A 17,577-nucleotide genomic window follows, 5' to 3' on the forward strand; every position below is an offset into this window, starting at 1 on the left:
ACGCTAAAAAATGATCATTATTGATAACCTACTAGACGCCGACCAAGTGAAGCAATATCGGGCTGCATTAGCCGATGTACCATTTAACGATGGAAAAGCGACCGCAATGGGCATGGCAGCAGGGGTTAAAAATAATGGTCAAGCTGATGCGCAGCACGCTACGGTTCAAGCGCTTGCCAACAACTTGTTGGCAAGCCTAGGTAACCATCCACAAGTAGTTTCTGCTGCGCTACCTCAGCGTATTTTCCCCCCTTGCTTCAACCGTTACAGTGAATCGCAGACATACGGCTATCATGTAGATGCCGCCATTATGCGTATTCCGAATACCCCTGATGTTTTGCGTAGTGATATGTCGATGACGGTGTTTCTGTCTAGTCCAAGCGATTATGAAGGCGGAGAGCTAGTTATTCAGACTGGTTTCGGCGAGCAAAAAGTCAAAGGTAACTTAGGTAGCGCGGTACTCTACCCTTCTTCAAGTTTACATAAGGTTACACCGGTAACTCGCGGCGAAAGAGTTGCGGCTATTACATGGATGCAGAGCATGATTAGCGATCAAGCTATTCGTGAAAGCTTGTATGAGCTAGACCAAAGTATTCAGTCTTTGGCACAAGGCGGCAAAGCCGACCGGGACGAGTTAGATAAACTTCATCACGTATACCACAACCTTATTAGAAAATTCTCCATCGTTTAAACTGGACAAAACCTTACCTGTCACGCAAGGTTATTCTGGTAGGTATGTTTTGGCTGTGTTGCTTTTACCCACTATATCTTGTTAGTCGCTTTCGTAATTTTGTTGTGGGTGACGATTGAGGGTTAGTCTGACATCGCCTTTTTGAGCTCGGCAGTTTAAAGGAAGGTCTTGATTCAATGCTTTTGTATAAACGCTTTAATAAAAAGTGAAATATACCTGCATTACCAACGGTCTCTATATAACTGAAAAAAAAGCTTTTAGAGAAAGAATAAGGTTTCTGTTAGATGAACAAACTGATGTGTGGATCATACTTTTTTATACCTAGCATTTGCTGGTTTAACCGCGTAACGCAAAACGCCAATAAGCTTGCTGTGCTAGTCGTTCTAGCCTCTCTAGGTTTCGTTGCAATGCTGGCTCCAATTAATGCCCGTGCTGATACTGTTACCGCCTCCATCACGTTACTAGATGCCGAACAATCTCCGGTTAAAGACGGCGTGGTTATCTTCACTCCCTTGTTTGATTTATCAAGCACAGAATCCAAAAATTCAGAAGCAGAATCAACACCTAAAACTGCGATTATGAATCAAATCAATAAGCAGTTTGCGCCCCATGTACTGGTGGTACAAAAGAACACAGAAGTCACCTTCCCTAATGCAGATAACGTGTTCCATCATGTTTATTCATTTTCACCCACCAAGCAGTTTGAGCTAAAGCTCTATAAAGAATTTACTGCAGAGCCACTGTTCTTTGAGCAAGCTGGCATTGTGGATATTGGCTGTAATATTCACGATTGGATGCTAGGTTACATCGTTATTGCCGATAGCCCTTATTTTGTAAAAACCGCAGATGACGGTAATGCTGGCATCTCACTACCCGCGGGTAAATATAGTGTTGAGTTTTGGCATCCGAACGCGCCAAACGAACAACCTTTTATAGAAACTGAAGTTGAATTAACCCGCGATAAAAACTTCACGCTAACCTTATCGAAAGTGATAGCAAGCGATGATGATTTTGATGACGGTTTTGGTGATTATTAATGCTGAGCCGTTGTATTTTCATTGTCTCTTTTTGCTGCATCAGTTTTCACGCTTTTTCAGATACAAGGTTGTTGCTTAGAGGTAGTGTTATTTCTGCAGATAACGCTGACACATTTCAAACGAATGGCGTTTCCCACCAGCGCTTTGAAAATAATGCAGTTGCCTTATCTCAAGCGGTACTAGCGTACGATAAAGTACTCAGCGATGATTGGCAGTTTCATGTTGTCGCCAACGGGTATAGTGATGGAGAACAAAAGCTCGGGGTCAGCCAACTCTATACTCAATACCGCCCCCTTACTGCATCCACCATTAAACCAGAAATTAAACTTGGCTTTTTTTACCCAGCAATTTCTGCCGAAAACACCGACATGGGCTGGCTGTCACCTCACTTTTTATCTAACTCAGCCATTAACAGTTGGATTGGGGAAGAGCTTCGAACCTTTGGTGTAGAGGCAAGCTTAAGACAAAACGGTAGGCAAGTTAGACGTGACTGGTCATGGAAAGTGGTAGGAAGTTTATTTAAGGGGAACGACACCACTGGCACCTTGCTATCTTGGCGTGGTTTTGCACTACATGACAGGCAATCGCTGAATGATGATAGAGTGAAATTCACTCCCATTCCTGGCGTGGTTTCTGAAGAAGGAATAGGCGCCCCAGCATATTCCGAGCCCTTTCGTGAAATTGATACGAAAACAGGTTATTACGGGGGGCTTCATTTAGCTCATAAGCGCCGTTCAGAGCTACGTTACTATTATTACGACAACCGTGCCAACCCACTCATTTTCGACCCTGACAGAATATACGCATGGCGCACGCGATTTCACGCGTTAACCCTTCGCCATATGCGTAACCGCAATGTAACCCTGTTCGGGCAAGCGCTGATAGGTGATACATTGATGGGGGAAAATATTGTAAATAACGACTTTTACGCGGCCTATATTGCTGCATCGTATACTCATGAAGCACATCAATTCTCGACCCGTTTAGACTGGTATCAAGTGATAGATAACGACAACACCACAGACGATCCGAATAACAGCAGAGGGGAAGCCATTACCGTTAATTACACCTATGCAATGAGCTCGCAAATAGCATTATCTGCAGAATGGCAAGTGAATCGAGGCCGCCAAGAAAATCTACGATTTTTAAATGCGTCATCGGTATCTAGTGAAAATTTTCACGAAAACTTATTTCAGCTAGCGATTACCTATCGAATCGACTGAACAAAACTAATCAGCTTTACCATTAGATTTAGACTTATCGAGTGACACATCAGGTACATTTTTGACCATCATTCTCTCTTTGCGGCGCGTCATCATTTTTGCCAACCTACGCATACTTACCGTTGTGTCTTTCTCATCAATAATATCTACGCCTAGCAAGCGCTCCAGCAAATCTTCAAGGGTAATTACCCCTTCCAATCCGCCATACTCATCTACCACTAAAAGCATATGAACATGTTTATCGATAAAATGATCGAAGGTTATCGACAGTGGCATAGAGCCTAGTATGGTCACCATATTTTTTGCATACTCAGATAGCGGTTTATCGGTATTCCCACGAGCTTGTGCTACCAATAAATCTGAACGCATGACATAACCGGTGATGTTTTCAGAGTCTTTGTCTTCATAAACAGGAATTCGGGAATACTCAATATGCGCGTGCTTATGGAAAAACACTTCTACGGTCATCGATTCTGCCACTGAAAACAACACCGTTCGGTGGGTTATGGCATCTTTTACCTTCAATTCGTGCAAGCTCAGCAAGCTTTGTAAGAATACTGCTTCGTGGTTAGCTAGCTGCCCTTCTTGCCCTGATAGTTCGGCCATGGCGTGCAGCTCACCGCGACTTAAACCACGAAGTGGGCTGTCATCTTTAAACCCTCGCGTGAGTAATTCAGACATCACCACAAAGGGTTTAAGAATAGTAATCAGATACTTAAGGAAATAGGCTGTCACTGGCGCCAATCCACGCCAATAGGTTGCACCTACGGTTTTAGGAATAATTTCAGAAAAAACCAAGATAAGAAGCGTTAATACCGCTGAAATCACGCCCAAGTATGCTTCGCCAAATACACTAGCAGCCTGCGCACCCGCACCTGCAGCTCCCATTGTGTGAGCAATAGTATTTAATGTTAAAATTGCCGATAGCGGCGTGTTGATATTATCGGTCTGCTTTCTTAACAAGATACCGCTAGGCCGGTTCTCTTTTTCTAAAACAGAAATGTAGGCTGAGGACACACTTAATATGACTGCCTCAGCAATTGAGCATAAAAAAGAGAAGCCCAAGGCAATCAATACATAAACGATGAGTAAAAACATGAGTCCTTTCCGATAATCGGAGTATGAAGCAAACGACCATTATGCAAGCCTTAACCGGACTTACAAGAGCGCAGATGAATTAAATACGAATACCGCGTAATTTACTCATAAAAATAGGAATACATATACTGTATTCCTATTAATTTTTACCTTTGTGTTAACCACAACAGTCTTGGTGGTTTTCTTCACGCTGTGCCAACCTAGCATTGACTTTTTTAACGCCCAATCGAGCCATTAGTGCAGCAAGAAGAATAGCGCACGCTGCATAGAGCGCTTGAATGTTAGCACCATGACTGTGTAGTTGGCTTTCCATATGAATTAAGCCTTCTAATGATAATGCTGACACCGCGTAATTAAGCAAATAGCCAAACCCAATACTGGCCGTAATTACACTAAACAAATACAAACACAGGGTTCTAAAACCCATTTCTTGTTTGATCATGCCCATGGTAGAGACATTAGTAGCCGGCCCTGCCATGAGAAATACCAGCACCGCGCCAGGTGATAACCCAGCAGCTAAAAAACCCACTGCAAGCGGCGTAGATGCCGTGGCGCAAATATACATAGGAATGCCAATGATGGCCATGACCAACATAGCGATAACCCCATCACCCCATTGAGTGAGAAAGTCTGTTGGTACCCAAGTTTTGATGGCTGCGGCTAAGGCTAGACCAATAAGTAGCCATACCACAATATCTTCCAGCAACTTACCTGAGGCATAACGAAACACTTGGGTCAATTTGTTACTTTGTTTTGCCAGCTCCGCCGAAGTAGCTGGCGTGTCGTCGCAACAACTTGTGGTTGGCTGCTTGCTGGCGCAACAACTGGTTTGCTCTTGATTCAGCGAGGTAGCTTCCACTTGCTTTGAAGCTGCAGAGGCCTCACTTGAACAGCAAGATGCTTTGTCAGAGTGATTGTCAGAGTGCTTATGAGCATTAGCATGTGAATGGTTATTAGCGTGCTCGTGTTCTGCTTTGTGAGGCTTGTCACCATCAAACCATCTCACCATTAGACCGGCATAAATTGCGCTAACGATAGCGGCGATTGGTCTTACAATGGCGTACAGAGGGCCCAATAATGCGTAGGAAACAGAGACACTGTCTACGCCTGTTTCAGGAGTAGAAACTAAAAATGAAATCGTCGATGGTTTAGATGCACCGCTTCTACGCAGCCCTATGGCCGCTGGAATAACCCCGCAAGAACATAAAGGCAATGGAGCGCCTATTACCGCCGCCTTTGTGATAGAGGCTATTGAGCTGCTTCCCATATGGCGCTCTAAAAAGCTAACCGGCACCAGCTCGTGCATGATACCCGCCACCAGCAGGCCCAGTAACAGCCACGGAGCAGACTCCATAAATAGGCTGATAAAATTTTGCACTAAGAGCATTAGGTCAGTCATACCACTCCAAACGAACCGCGTTGAATACTTTATTTTTTACTTACTGATTTACTGCGCCAACTTACTAAGATTGTTTAATGTACAGCAAACCTACCAAATTCGGTGAAAACGTATAATAGCAAATTTACGCTCCTACCGTGAATGAACTAGAAGTAATCCACCTCATCGAATAACCCGATTGCCTACAAAAAAGCCGACGCCTAGAATAACTCTCTGCGTCGGCTTTGTATAAAACTAGCGCTCACCCAACTAAAGATAGCGGCTCGCTATCTTTAGTGCTGTGGCTATTCCTTCTCGCCCACTTCGTCTTGATGTCCGCTGCGAAGTTTAGCCACAACAGACCAAGCTTCAAGCATCACTAACACAGACACCACCAGCACCACAGCATCTAAGAAAACTAATAAGTAGTTTTCAGCAAGATAGTACTCTTTAAGCTTTATTAGCCCAGCAAAGAAAGCCATTACCAAAACGAATACCATGGGTATTAATGTGTAACGGGCTGGTCGTCCCATCTTGATTAGCATGACGGAAATAACTAACAAGGTAAGACTCGCCAGTATTTGGTTGGTAGAACCAAACAACGGCCAAATGATCATACCGCCACCGCCTGAAGAACCACCTGCACCAAAGGCTAGTAGTAAGCAACAAGCAACCGCTAAGAAGGTCGCAACTACCCCATTTTTAAGTGCTGACAATTTATAAATATCGCCCCACTCTTGAATAATGTACCGCTGAAGACGAACACCGGAGTCCATGGTTGTGCCTGCGAACAGCACTACCATTACCGCTAATATCGTCGATGAGAAAGCTTCGGGTAGCCCCCACCCTTGGTGAATAAGCGCCGCTCCGCCGCTAATAAACGCACCCACGCTACCTGCACCTAAGTGACTGTAGACTTCATGCCACTCTTCTGGAGAGGCCGCAAACGCCACACCACTAACCGCAACAATAGTAATCAGCGCTAAGGAACCTTCACCAATCGCCCCTAAATAACCCACAAAGCGTACATCAGTTTCCTTATCTAACTGTTTAGAGCTGGTGCCTGAGGCCACAATACCGTGGAAACCAGACACTGCACCGCAAGCAATAGTCACGAACAACAATGGAATTAAGCTAGGAGAGTCCATGGCCGTCTGTGTATTGAAGGCTGGCGCGGTAATATCTGGCATAGCAAAGAAGACCGCACCATACAGTAGGAATAGGCCAACCAATAACTGCATACCGTTAATAAAATCGCGGGGCTGAAGTAACATCCACACCGGCAACAACGAAGCAATAGCAGCGTAAATAAATAAGATAATAATCCAGTTCGCTTTGTCAGCTAAACCAAACATGGTTTCAGGCAAACTAATAGGAATGTAGCTACCTGCATAAACCGAAGCATAAAGCACAACAATACCAACAAGACAAAGAGGGATTAAACCAAAGTTACGTTTTAATAACTGTCCAATAACCAATGCAACGGCAATGGCTGTCCAAGCAGGGAATACCGCATTTGGCTGAGAGACAAAGGAGTTTGCTATCACCACACCAAAAACGGCATTAACCATTAACAGTACTAGAAAGATAACAATCATAAACAATGAACGAGAACGCTTGCCTATTACGCTTTCAGACAATGCCCCCATAGATTTACCTTTGTGACGTGCACTGGCCCACAAGGCGCCCATGTCGTGCACACCAGCAAACAATATGGTACCGAAAATCACCCAAAGTACGGCAGGCACCCAGCCCCAGTATACGGCGATCGCAGGCCCTACAATTGGCGCCGCCCCCGCTACTGAAGTAAAGTGATGCCCCCAGAGCACGACTTTATTGGTAGGTACAAAGTCTTTACCGTCCTGCAGCTCGTGAGCTGGCGTGGTGAAGTTGTCGTCTAATTTAAATATTCTCGTGGCAATAAATTTCGAATAAACGAACCACCCGAGGAGCATGCCCACGATCCCGAGTAATACTATGGCTATTGACTGCATATTATTGTCCTGTGTCGATGTTGCACCGCATCATTCAATTTTGTTCTTGAACACATATACAACGCTTTTCTGTCGTTAAAAAACGCTTATTTAAGCATTAAAACATTATTTACTTTTTCACGTCGCCATATTAGACCAAAGTCTATTGTGGTAGCAGCTTTTTTACACTGCTCGTACCATGCGAGCTTCATAATTTTTACCCATCATTTACAACAAAAATAGCAGGCAAAACGAAAATAGCAGGTAAATATAGTTTTAATCTTACCTTCACCCTTCAAATACCCCTCAGTCTCGTTTATAAAGGCTCATCTATAAATAAATCTATTAGTAAGTAGTTATGGCATCACCAAAATTTCACATGGCCGTCCGTAAATATCACCGATGGTTAGGCTTTTTCTTAGCAGGCATAATGGCAATTTATGCTGTCAGTGGCGTGTTACTCATTTTTCGCCCCACCGATTTCCTGAAATTCGATCAAACTGAGGTCCGTCAGTTGTCTCAAGACTTGAACGGCAAACAGGTAGCATCGAAAATTAAGGTGAAAGGTTTGAAGGTGGTTGAAGAGAATGACAACCAAGTTGTGTTAAATATGGGAACATATGACAAGGCAGATGGTGTCGCCACCATTACCCGTAAAGACTACCCTCTTGTTCTGGCAAAAATGGTGAAGCTTCACAAAGCGACTAATAACAGCCCCTTATTTTGGTTGAACATTAGCTTTGGCGTTGCCCTTTTGTTTTTTGTCATATCTGCATTTTTGATGTTTATGCCGAAACTGCCTATGTATAAAAATGGGCTTAAAATAGCGGGATTAGGTGCCGTAGTGGCTGTACTTGTTGTGATGTTCGGATCATAATTTCACATGTTCGAATCACCTTGGTGTGGTTCGAACACTTTTTAGCACATGCTTGAACCCTGTGGTAACGTATCTGAATAGTAACGAATTCGTACGCTCACTATCAGGGAAGATTCATGCCGCGCCACTACAGACCGCACCATTTATTCACTATAAGCACGCTCGCTATAAGCCTTCGCGCCAACCACACGTTGGTTTTAAACACGCTTACGACACTCACACTTAATACCCCCTTAAACGCAGCAACACATATGCACAGTGAGCGACTATGAATTTTGTCGATTTCACGGTAGTGGCTATATACCTTGTGGGTTTGTTAGTCATGGGTTTTGTGTTTCGAAAACAAGTGAGTAAGAAAGATTACTTTCTTGCTAATCGACAGCTGGGCTGGAAGCCACTTTCCCTCTCCATTATGGCCACGCAGTTATCTGCAGTAAGCTTTATCTCGGCTCCTGCTTTTGTTGGGCTAAGAGAAGGTGGTGGCCTTATTTGGTTATCATACGAGCTCGCCCTCCCTCTTGCCATGCTGGCCTTGCTCTATTTTATTTTACCCACCTTGTACCGCTCTGGCGTCGTCAGTGTTTATGACTTTTTAGAGCAACGTTTTGGCCGCTCATCACGAGTATTGATTAGCGTGGTGTTTCAAATAAGCCGTTCTTTTGCCACCGCCATTATGATTTACGCCATTTCTATTATATTGCAAAGCACGATGGGCTTAGCGTTCTGGCAAAGCGTGTTGTTGATTGGTGTTATTACCCTTATTTACTCTTTGCAAGGTGGCATGAAAGCCGTTGTGTATGGTGATGCTGTGCAAATGATATTGATAGTTGCAGGCGCCTTGGTGTGTTTAGGTTTCGGGCTATATCATATAGGCGGGTGGACAAGCTTTCTTGAGCAAGTACAGCCTGAACGACTCTCTACACTAAACACATCATCTTATGGATTTGATGGCGAAGGTTTCGGCCTGCTGCCCATGGTTTTTGGTGGCATCGTGCTATACGCTTCATATTATGGCTGCGACCAATCCGAAGCCCAGCGTTCGCTGTCGGCAAGGAGCCTAGGCGATTTAAAGAAAATCATTATGACTGCCAGCTTCTTACGTTTCCCTATAACCCTTATTTACTGCTTCGCAGGGTTAATCATCGGGACATTAGCACTGACCACCCCAGAATTCCTTGCTCAAATTCCTGACGATCAACCCGATTGGCTGATGCCTATCTTTATAGTCAACTACCTTCCGAACGGTATTTTAGGTTTGTTATTAGTGGCCATTTTAGCCGCGGCCATGTCATCTTTAAGTTCTGCGATTAATAGCTTGGCTGCGGTATCAGTTGAAGATTATTGTCGGGTAGTGGGTAAAACACTGTCGCCAGAAAGTACCCTTCAAGTGGCTAAGTACACTGGCATGTTCTGGGGCTTGCTCACATTGGGTTTGTCATTTGTGGTAGATGATATTGCGCCCACCATTATTGAGGCCATTAACAAGATTGGCTCGGTTTGCTTTGGTCCTATTTTGGCTACATTTTTCTTAGGCGTGTGCACAAAACACCTTTCGGCAAAGCAGGTTAATACTGGGCTTATCGCTGGTGTATTGGTCAATATATATTTGTGGCTAAACCAGCCGGATGTATTTTGGTTTTGGTGGAACGTGACTGGCTTTTTAACCGCACTTAGTGTTTCACTCGGAGTGTATTGGCTAAGCCCAGGCCTGAATCAACAAAAGGTTAAACAGCCCTTTATCAACATCCGCCAAGATGTACTCACTAAAGCCAATATGGCGGCCCTAATTACTTGGTGTGTTGTGCTTATAGGTATTTGTATCGCCTTACCTATGATGCTTATTTAATAACCGGCTATGTCGTACATTTGGGATGCTAACCGTCATTATCGACGGTTAGTCGAAACTATTAGTACTAACACTTAGCAGAAACTGCTTGAGCTCTTGGTATACAGAAAGAGACTCTGGGGTTTCATAAGCTACAACGTAGTCGGCATGGGATAACCCTTCGAAAACTTCTAATTGCGTACGCACGTTCGCATTACGCAACTTACGATTCACTCGTACCGTATCACTTAAAAACATATCCCGCGTGCCCGATACGAGCAACGTAGGCGGAAAGCCATCAAAATTGCCATAAAGAGAGGAAATAGACGGGTGGGTTAAGCTCTCACTCCCTGCATACAACTTAGCTGAAGCGGCTAGAAAACCTTGGTATGTCAACAATATGCGATCAATACCTTCATTGGTATAAAGGGTATCGCCGGTTTTCGTCAAATCAGCCCAAGGGGTGCCAGCATACACCGCCAACGGCAACGATTGTTTTGTTTCAATAAGCGTTTGCACGGCAGAAAGTACCAATCCTGCTCCTGCAGATGTGCCACCTATAAAAAGGTTATGTGCGCCATGCTCTGCAGCCAAGCTGCTATAAACCGACACTACATCGTTAAGCGCAGCGGGAAATGGCGCATGAGGTGGCATTCTATAGTCGATACTAATCACTGTAATACCGACTCTATGGGCGATTAATAAGCTTTCTTCTATACTGGGAAGCCCAGCAAAAAACACGTAGGCTCCCCCGTGTACATCAATAAACACCTTGTTTTTAAATTCAGGTGCAATTGTCTTAGGCGTAAGTCGCCTGACCGTTACGCCATTAATTTTTTCCAAAGACACATCAACATCAAACTGCTTTCGCATTTTTTTGATTTTCTTTTTCTGATCGCCGTTTCTTTTTTGAATCAATTCACGCCACTGCTCTACAGATTGAGGCGTGTTGTTAATGACTTCATCAACTGACGGCATGGGGTATTCAGAGATAGCGCTTTTAAGTTCATCGCTCGCAGCGCGAGGTAGCGGTACCATTTTAGTCGGCACTGTTAACAAAGATTCAGTAGTCGATTTGGCTGTATCAGTGTTGTGGGCAGAAGCTTCAGATGTAGAAGACGAAAATGTCATTGATACCACCAAAATGAAAAAGGAGAAGATGAAGGACAAGGTAAGTAGATTCATGCGCAAAACGCTTTTATATTTTTGAGGTTGTTATAACCCATAGACTCACCCGTATCCTGTTACTTTTCAACAGTAATCGCCATTCAATTCAGCTGCGCTCATTACTTTCATATAAAACTTAGGGGCGATTACGACCAAACTGGTCATGACTCGAAACCCATTCATCTGCCACCACTGCCGCGCCCAAAGATAACTCGCCGCACAACACGGTTGCAGCAATAATTTCGGCTAACTTATTCACGCCGCCTTTACCATAACACCCTAGCGTTTCTAAACACTCTCGCTGGGTTGCTAACCCAGTACCACCACCATAGGATGCCACTACAAGTGAAGGAATAGTAATAGAGAAATAGTAATCGCCATTCGGAGTGATTTCGCTGTAGGTATACCCTGCTGATGATTCGGCTACATTCGCAACATCTTGGCCGCAAGCGATAAATAAAGCGGTAATACCATTGGCAAAGTGGGCTCCATTGCTGACGCTACCCGCAATGAATGCCCCCATGTTAGACAACTGGCGTTGCTTGAATAATGCTTCCGGCGAGCAATGCATTAATGACTTCATTAAATCTGCAGGAATAGTAGCTTCGGCCACCACCCGCTTGCCTCTGGTGTGCAGCGAATTTAAAAAAGAGTGTTTTTTGTCGGTATCTAAATTACCCGATAGGGCAAAGTGTTCAAGCCCAGCTATATGCTGCGACTGCATCCATTGACAAGCATGCCGGGTGGCCTTGCTAACCATGTTCTGCCCTGCCGCATCGCCGCAGGTAAAGTTAAAGCGTAACCACCGCATTTTAGATACGGCATACTGCTCAATATCACGCAACTTGCCAACCGAAGTCGTTTCTTCTGCTTTAGCTTTAATTAATTCGAAGTTGTCAGTTACCCACTTCCCGAATGCTAGTGCCGCGCGAGCGTCTTCAAACACAAATACTGGTGCCCGCTGCATAGCATCATCAATAACGGTAGTTTTAACCCCTCCCGACTCTGCGGTTAAGCGCATGCCGCGGTTATAGCTTGCAACTAACGTCCCTTCCGTGGTTGCCATTGGTACATAGAATTCGCCTTTTGCGGCTACTCCGTCTATAACAAGCGGCCCGGCCAATCCGATAGGTACTTGAGCAACACCGGTAAAGTGCTCAATGTTACCTGGCAAGGTATCTGGCTCAATTGAAAACGTACCGACATGTTTCATTTCAGCGCCGGTTTTATTCTTCACAAACTGACGCCGTGTTTCCGCCATTTCTGCGCTGTAGTCGTTGGAGGCACTATCTTTTGAGCTTTTGCCATTGGAGCTGCCGCGTGGGATCTTAGCCATAACACTTACTTGTTAATTTAATGTTAACCCATTATGTTATGCCTAGTGCTCCTGCGCAAATCAACCCTATGTATTACTAGTCATAGTTAGCTGCAATAGTTCGTAGCGCTAGTTCGTGGCAATAGCTCGTAGCACTAGCTCTTAGCGCGAGTTCTTAACCTTAGTCTGTAACACATAGGCACGGGGACTGATATGGGTATTATTGATAGATCACTTTAGTTGCGGGCGCTTATGAAAAGGCAGGCGTATAAATAGTGGTGAAGAGTAAAAGGTGTAAATAGCATTAAGCGTTTAATAGAGATCTCTATGATACCGACGTTTTTCGATAAGCGTGGAGTACTGCTCTTCACCCAACACATCTCGTAGGGCAGCATCGACGCCTTTACCCATTCCTTCAAAATTACCACAAACATAAATCTGCCCATCACGGTCAGTGTATGGACTAGCATCGCTGCTAATGCATTTACCGGAGTTAGAGGCTTTACCAGAACTAGCACCTAGGAACGCTTTTAAAGCGTCGGCCTGTTCTACTATCATATGCTGAACATACTTTTTAGACGCAGTGGTAGAATCTAAAGAAGACTTCGAAAAAATAATAGAGGTTTTATGAATGCACCGTGCATTGTGAAAGGGTGATAGCGCCTTACTTAAAACGTTATCAAGTTCTGAGTCTCGTTCACCATAAAAAATCCATACTGGACCACTTTCTTTAAGTATGGCTCGTTTAGCAAGTTGAGCCCTAACACCAGCAATTCCACTTCCAGCAGCTATAAGCACTAAGGGGCATTGGGTATCGGTGATCACCGCATTAGTATTTTTGCGTATTTGTGCATAGGCAGCTTGGTTCTGAAGTAATTTGTGCGTTAAAAAGCCCGAACCATAGCCAAGTTCTCCTTTCGCATTTCTTACCTCTCTCACTACCAGTTTTAAGTCATCTTCTTGGGGTGCTGAGGCTATGGTATATGAACGTCCGACTAGCTTTCTTAAGGGCTTTGTCAAGGACTCGCTTGAGGGGCGCTTCTTATGCGCTATATCAGGGTAGATATCTATAATATCTCCCGCTTCCCAAGTTGTTGGTGCTGTGCCCGTCTCATCCGCTGATGGAGGCGGCTTTAAGGTGATTGCATACAAGCCACGGGTATTGTCTTGGTTCAGCTGTTTGCGGTGTTCTAATACCCAAGGTTGAATTTGTTCAGATGAATCATTCGCTAAGGAATTAAGATGTACTAGATGTTCACCCTTTCCACTATCTAATGTAGTAAGCGAGTTTAATGGCGTGGCACCTAGTAAGCTCATGTTCTCATAAAGAGAGACTGCAAAGCGGCAAAACTGTTTGTATTCCCGACTTCCCAACCCGATAACTTCGAATGACAAGTTTGATAAAGGTGTAGCTCCACTCTTTTTTGCTCGCTGTAAAGTGTGATAAAAGCGAGTGCCTGCATCTGGTGGCTCTCCCTCACCGTAAGTGCTAACGACAAACAATGCCTTTGATACATTGCCAAGCATTGCAAGATTTAAAGAAGCCATGGAAACCAAGGAAATCGCTTCGTTTTCGGCCAATTCTGCTGCTTTAGCCCGTGCAATTTTTTCGGCGGTGCCGGTTTGGCTAGCATAAACAATCAAGGTTTGATTTTTACTATCACTACTATCAACGTTAGTCTTACTTTTAAAAAAAATCACCGCTACCCACAACACATAAAGCGTGACGCTAGATAGTGCAATGAGTAAACGGTGAGTTTCAGTCATGGTACTTTTAAAATATCTTAGTAAATGCTTAAGTTGAGCTTACAGTGGTAGCACTTCAAAGGTACCTGAGTAACTTCCGGTTCTTACCGTTGCTGGCAGTTCAGCTTTATCATCTTTGTAACTAATTTCGACAAAGTACATACCTGCTTGTGGCCAGGTAATGTTAATTTGTCCTTCGTTATTTGATGTTACCGAAATCATTTCTTGGGTGTTTCTATAACGCATACCGCCACGCACCACTTCAACTTCTGCACCTACTGCTGGCTTACCATCAATAAGTAAAGTAAAGGTAGCGGTTTCGGTAGCAAACAAATCATTAGGGTGGGTTACTGGAATAAGTTCTAAGCCCTCGTTGCTTGGGGTAAATACTTTTTCTGAAGGCGCACCAAGAGTAACAAAGGTTTCAACACGGCGTGAACCTTGAGTCACACTTAAATCGGTCGCTTTTTTAGGTACTGATGTAGCAAACTCTTCTGCTACATAAGGCTTACCGCGACCAGGCCACATTTTACGGTTACCCTCTTCATCTTTCCAAAAAGCGCGTATACCAGAGCTGAAAGACGTGATCTTAAACGTCCCTTCCTCTTCCAATTTTACATCGAAAGTAGTGCGATACTTTCCACGTGCGCTATTTTCAGTTTCTATTGTTTCACCACTAGGCGCAGTCACCACTAAATCATCAGTATTCATTGCAAAATGATCAGGGTGAAAAATAGTGTTTGAGATAGCGGCATCAAACGTTACGTAAGCTTCTTCACCCGACAGAACTGTTGAGCTTGGCAATAGCCATGCTCTGTGAGCGCTGGCAGAAAATGAGACTGCTAATGTTGCGGCTAACGCGACCAGTGATGTAGTTACCGATAATTTTTTCATAATGTCCTCTGAGAGTTTATTAATCTTCCAGACGCAATGAAACGCGTCCAATTTCTGATTTACCTTCCAAAGTAACTGGAAGTGATTCTGCCGAGATTGGGAGACTAAATGGAATTGATAGTACTTCTCTGCCCCCTACTTCACGAGACGCTTCTACACGAAGGGTATAATCGCCGTCACTTAACTTCGAAAGCGCGCTATTAAGTTGAGTATCGATAACGTGCGCCCCCGGGCCTTTCGTTGCACTGGTTAAACCGTCGTAAGGTAAATCTAAACTTCTACCACCACGACGCCACCACTGCCTAAGATCCTTAAGCCATTCTTTACCTTCGTGTTCACGCATATCAACGTCATACCACACCGCGACCTGAGTAGATTTACGCTTGCTGTTTTCTATCCACACAGCCACATACGGTTTGTGATACTCAGCAACATCTAGCTGAGGCAAAGCTATATCAAGCGTTACTGACTGCGCAGCCATAGAGACTGATGAGGCTAACATAAGCCCTAGCGCTCCAGACGCTATCGCAAGTCTATTTCGCACTTTCATTGTTTCACTCCTTTTCAAGTTCACATCCCCAAACCGCTAATGCACAAATAACAGCAAAATGACAAATGGGATTAATACGCCCAGAACAGTTACAGGCCAGGTGGATGCTCTACTTGGTGCATGACGCATAAGTAACTGCAAACCTGTGACACTAAAAATAATGCAGGCAACAGCAAACACATCAATAAACCACGGCCACACTGTTCCGGTATTTCTACCTTTGTGGAGATCGTTGAAATACGAAATCCATCCTCTATCCACGCTTTCATAGGTAACCATTTCAAGTTCGCTATCCACAGCAACCCAACTGTCAGTACCCGGCCCAGGCCAGGCAGCATAAAATTCAATACCGTCCCATTCCCCCACCACCGAAGCGGGGATAGCAACATCATATTTATCAGATACGAAATCCACCAAGACATCAGGAATAACAGCTTCCCCTTCTGGCAAAGCCACAAATTCATCTATTACTGATGCAGGCAACGAGGCATCTATTTCAGTTATTTTTTTGTTGGCAGGAATATCAGCAGCGTGATTAAGCGTTATACCCGTTAGGGAAAACAGTAAGATGCCAACAAGACACCACGCCCCGCTTATCCAATGCCATTGCCTAATGCTGCCTAATGAGAAGCGCATAGATATTTTGCTATTCCTTATTCAAGGCTATTTCATCGTTCGAGGTGATAGATAATACAGATTTTGTGCCTCGACTCAATGCAAATGAGATTTATTCTCGCATTTATAGTTACTTCGCGATTATAGTCATTTAACAAAGGTATAAAGGTATAGATGCTGTAGCAAAGGCCCCATGGATGGGTTTACGCCCCACTACCTCAATGTACTGGTCTGCGTTTATATGTGAGGGAGTCGCGCCCATCAGAAACCTTCCACAGCATGGATGCTGTGGCAGAGGCCCCATGGATGGATTCACACCGTGTTTATATCGGTGACTATCTTGAGCTTCATCAGCGACCTTCTGAAGTTACAAGAGAGGTAGTAGTGCCCCATCAGGAACCTTCCACAGCATGGATGCTGTGGCAGAGGCCCCATGGATGGGTTCACGCCGTTCCTTCTACTCTACCGATAAACAGTCTGGGTTGTTGAAAGAGGCGGTAGTAGAAGCCCATGTGAGACCCTCAGCAGCATGGATGCTGTGGCAGAGGCCCCATGGATGGATTCACGCCGCTCCTTCTACTCTACCGATAAACAGTCTGGGTAGTTGAAAGAGGCGGCAGTAGAAGCCCATGTGAAACCCTCAGCAGCATGGATGCTGCTGCGGAGGCTCCATGGATGGATTCACGCCGCGTTTCACATGGGCTTCTACTGCCGACTAAACCTACAGACACAAAAAAGGCGCTCCAATGAGCGCCTTTTTCTTAATGCTTTGGTTTGCTTAGATTAAAGAATCTTAGCTACAACACCAGCACCTACAGTACGGCCACCTTCACGGATAGCGAAGAGGCATAGGGCCATCAGTCGCAGCTACTACTAGGATCGCGCCGTCCATCTGAGCAGCACCGGTGATCATGTTTTTAACGTAATCAGCGTGTCCTGGGCAATCTACGTGAGCGTAGTGACGAGTAGGAGTGTCATACTCTACGTGTGAAGTAGAGATGGTGATACCACGAGCTTTTTCTTCAGGCGCGTTATCGATTTGATCGAAAGCCTGAGCTGAACCACCGTATGTCTTTGAAAGAACAGTAGTGATAGCTGCAGTAAGGGTAGTTTTTCCGTGGTCAACGTGGCCGATTGTACCCACGTTTACATGGGGTTTCGTACGTTCAAACTTTTCTTTTGCCATTT

The 17,577-nt window shown here is 44.6% G+C and carries 15 protein-coding genes and 1 pseudogene; 6 read left to right on the forward strand and 10 right to left on the reverse strand.

Going from position 1 to position 17,577, the window contains the following annotated elements:
* The first annotated feature begins 10 nt into the window (after nt 1-10).
* The 3 genes from AV939_RS18030 to AV939_RS18040 all read left to right on the forward strand — a co-directional run bounded on the left by AV939_RS18030 (nt 11) and on the right by AV939_RS18040 (nt 2,951).
* Nucleotides 11-691, forward strand: coding sequence for a Fe2+-dependent dioxygenase (locus tag AV939_RS18030; RefSeq protein WP_057795694.1), 681 nt, complete (start codon nt 11-13; stop codon nt 689-691).
* Nucleotides 692-975: 284 nt separating this feature from the next.
* A complete protein-coding gene (locus AV939_RS18035) occupies nt 976-1,728 on the forward strand; it encodes a methylamine utilization protein (RefSeq protein ID WP_057795692.1) in 753 nt (250 codons plus the stop codon).
* Nucleotides 1,728-2,951: a hypothetical protein gene (locus AV939_RS18040; protein ID WP_057795690.1), complete on the forward strand. Its 1,224-nt coding sequence runs from the start codon at nt 1,728-1,730 to the stop codon at nt 2,949-2,951. The genes AV939_RS18035 and AV939_RS18040 overlap by 1 nt, the downstream gene beginning before the upstream one ends.
* A 6-nt stretch (nt 2,952-2,957) precedes the next feature.
* On the opposite strand, the gene AV939_RS18045 is transcribed toward AV939_RS18040, so the two are convergent.
* From AV939_RS18045 to AV939_RS18055, 3 genes are all read right to left on the reverse strand, one after another.
* A complete protein-coding gene (locus AV939_RS18045) occupies nt 2,958-4,049 on the reverse strand; it encodes a CNNM domain-containing protein (RefSeq protein ID WP_057795688.1) in 1,092 nt (363 codons plus the stop codon).
* A gap of 157 nt (nt 4,050-4,206) precedes the next feature.
* Nucleotides 4,207-5,448 carry an SO_0444 family Cu/Zn efflux transporter gene (locus AV939_RS18050; protein ID WP_057795686.1) on the reverse strand — a complete coding sequence of 414 codons (1,242 nt, stop codon included), beginning with the start codon at nt 5,446-5,448 and terminating at the stop codon, nt 4,207-4,209.
* A 284-nt stretch (nt 5,449-5,732) separates the two neighbouring features.
* Nucleotides 5,733-7,421 (reverse strand): carbon starvation CstA family protein, encoded by a 1,689-nt coding sequence (locus AV939_RS18055; protein WP_057795684.1) that lies wholly within the window; start codon nt 7,419-7,421, stop codon nt 5,733-5,735.
* Nucleotides 7,422-7,758: 337 nt separating this feature from the next.
* On the opposite strand from AV939_RS18055, the gene AV939_RS18060 reads away from it, so the two are divergent.
* Together AV939_RS18060 and AV939_RS18065 are read left to right on the forward strand one after the other, a co-directional pair.
* On the forward strand, nt 7,759-8,277 hold the full coding sequence (locus AV939_RS18060) for a hypothetical protein (protein WP_057795682.1): 519 nt from the start codon (nt 7,759-7,761) through the stop codon (nt 8,275-8,277).
* A 268-nt stretch (nt 8,278-8,545) separates the two neighbouring features.
* Nucleotides 8,546-10,123: a sodium:solute symporter gene (locus AV939_RS18065; protein ID WP_057795680.1), complete on the forward strand. Its 1,578-nt coding sequence runs from the start codon at nt 8,546-8,548 to the stop codon at nt 10,121-10,123.
* A 48-nt stretch (nt 10,124-10,171) separates the two neighbouring features.
* Here AV939_RS18065 and AV939_RS18070 read toward each other — a convergent pair whose 3' ends face one another.
* The 6 genes from AV939_RS18070 to AV939_RS18095 form a co-directional block, all read right to left on the reverse strand.
* The gene (locus AV939_RS18070; RefSeq protein WP_231751138.1) at nt 10,172-11,233 is read right to left on the reverse strand and encodes an alpha/beta hydrolase fold domain-containing protein; all 1,062 of its coding nucleotides are present in this window, start codon (nt 11,231-11,233) and stop codon (nt 10,172-10,174) included.
* A gap of 172 nt (nt 11,234-11,405) precedes the next feature.
* Nucleotides 11,406-12,605 carry a hydroxymethylglutaryl-CoA reductase gene (locus tag AV939_RS18075; protein WP_057795678.1) on the reverse strand — a complete coding sequence of 400 codons (1,200 nt, stop codon included), beginning with the start codon at nt 12,603-12,605 and terminating at the stop codon, nt 11,406-11,408.
* A gap of 291 nt (nt 12,606-12,896) precedes the next feature.
* Entirely contained in the window at nt 12,897-14,351 is a 1,455-nt protein-coding gene (locus AV939_RS18080; RefSeq protein ID WP_057795676.1) for an NADPH cytochrome P450 oxidoreductase family protein, read from the reverse strand.
* A 39-nt stretch (nt 14,352-14,390) separates the two neighbouring features.
* A complete protein-coding gene (locus tag AV939_RS18085) occupies nt 14,391-15,224 on the reverse strand; it encodes a DUF4198 domain-containing protein (RefSeq protein ID WP_057795674.1) in 834 nt (277 codons plus the stop codon).
* Nucleotides 15,225-15,243: 19 nt separating this feature from the next.
* Nucleotides 15,244-15,774 carry a DUF2271 domain-containing protein gene (locus tag AV939_RS18090; RefSeq protein WP_057795672.1) on the reverse strand — a complete coding sequence of 177 codons (531 nt, stop codon included), beginning with the start codon at nt 15,772-15,774 and terminating at the stop codon, nt 15,244-15,246.
* 36 nt (nt 15,775-15,810) lie between these two features.
* Nucleotides 15,811-16,410 carry a PepSY-associated TM helix domain-containing protein gene (locus tag AV939_RS18095; protein ID WP_057795670.1) on the reverse strand — a complete coding sequence of 200 codons (600 nt, stop codon included), beginning with the start codon at nt 16,408-16,410 and terminating at the stop codon, nt 15,811-15,813.
* Nucleotides 16,411-16,799: 389 nt separating this feature from the next.
* Here AV939_RS18095 and AV939_RS18100 point away from each other — a divergent pair, with 389 nt between their 5' ends.
* The gene (locus AV939_RS18100) at nt 16,800-16,997 is read left to right on the forward strand and encodes a hypothetical protein (protein WP_057795668.1); all 198 of its coding nucleotides are present in this window, start codon (nt 16,800-16,802) and stop codon (nt 16,995-16,997) included.
* 236 nt (nt 16,998-17,233) lie between these two features.
* On the opposite strand, the pseudogene AV939_RS18105 reads toward AV939_RS18100, so the two are convergent.
* Nucleotides 17,234-17,575: pseudogene (locus AV939_RS18105) on the reverse strand (GTP-binding protein); the annotation flags it as partial.
* Nucleotides 17,576-17,577: the final 2 nt, after the last annotated feature.

Origin of the sequence: Alteromonas sp. Mac1, from assembly GCF_001562125.1 — a bacterium.
Lineage (GTDB): Bacteria > Pseudomonadota > Gammaproteobacteria > Enterobacterales > Alteromonadaceae > Alteromonas > Alteromonas stellipolaris.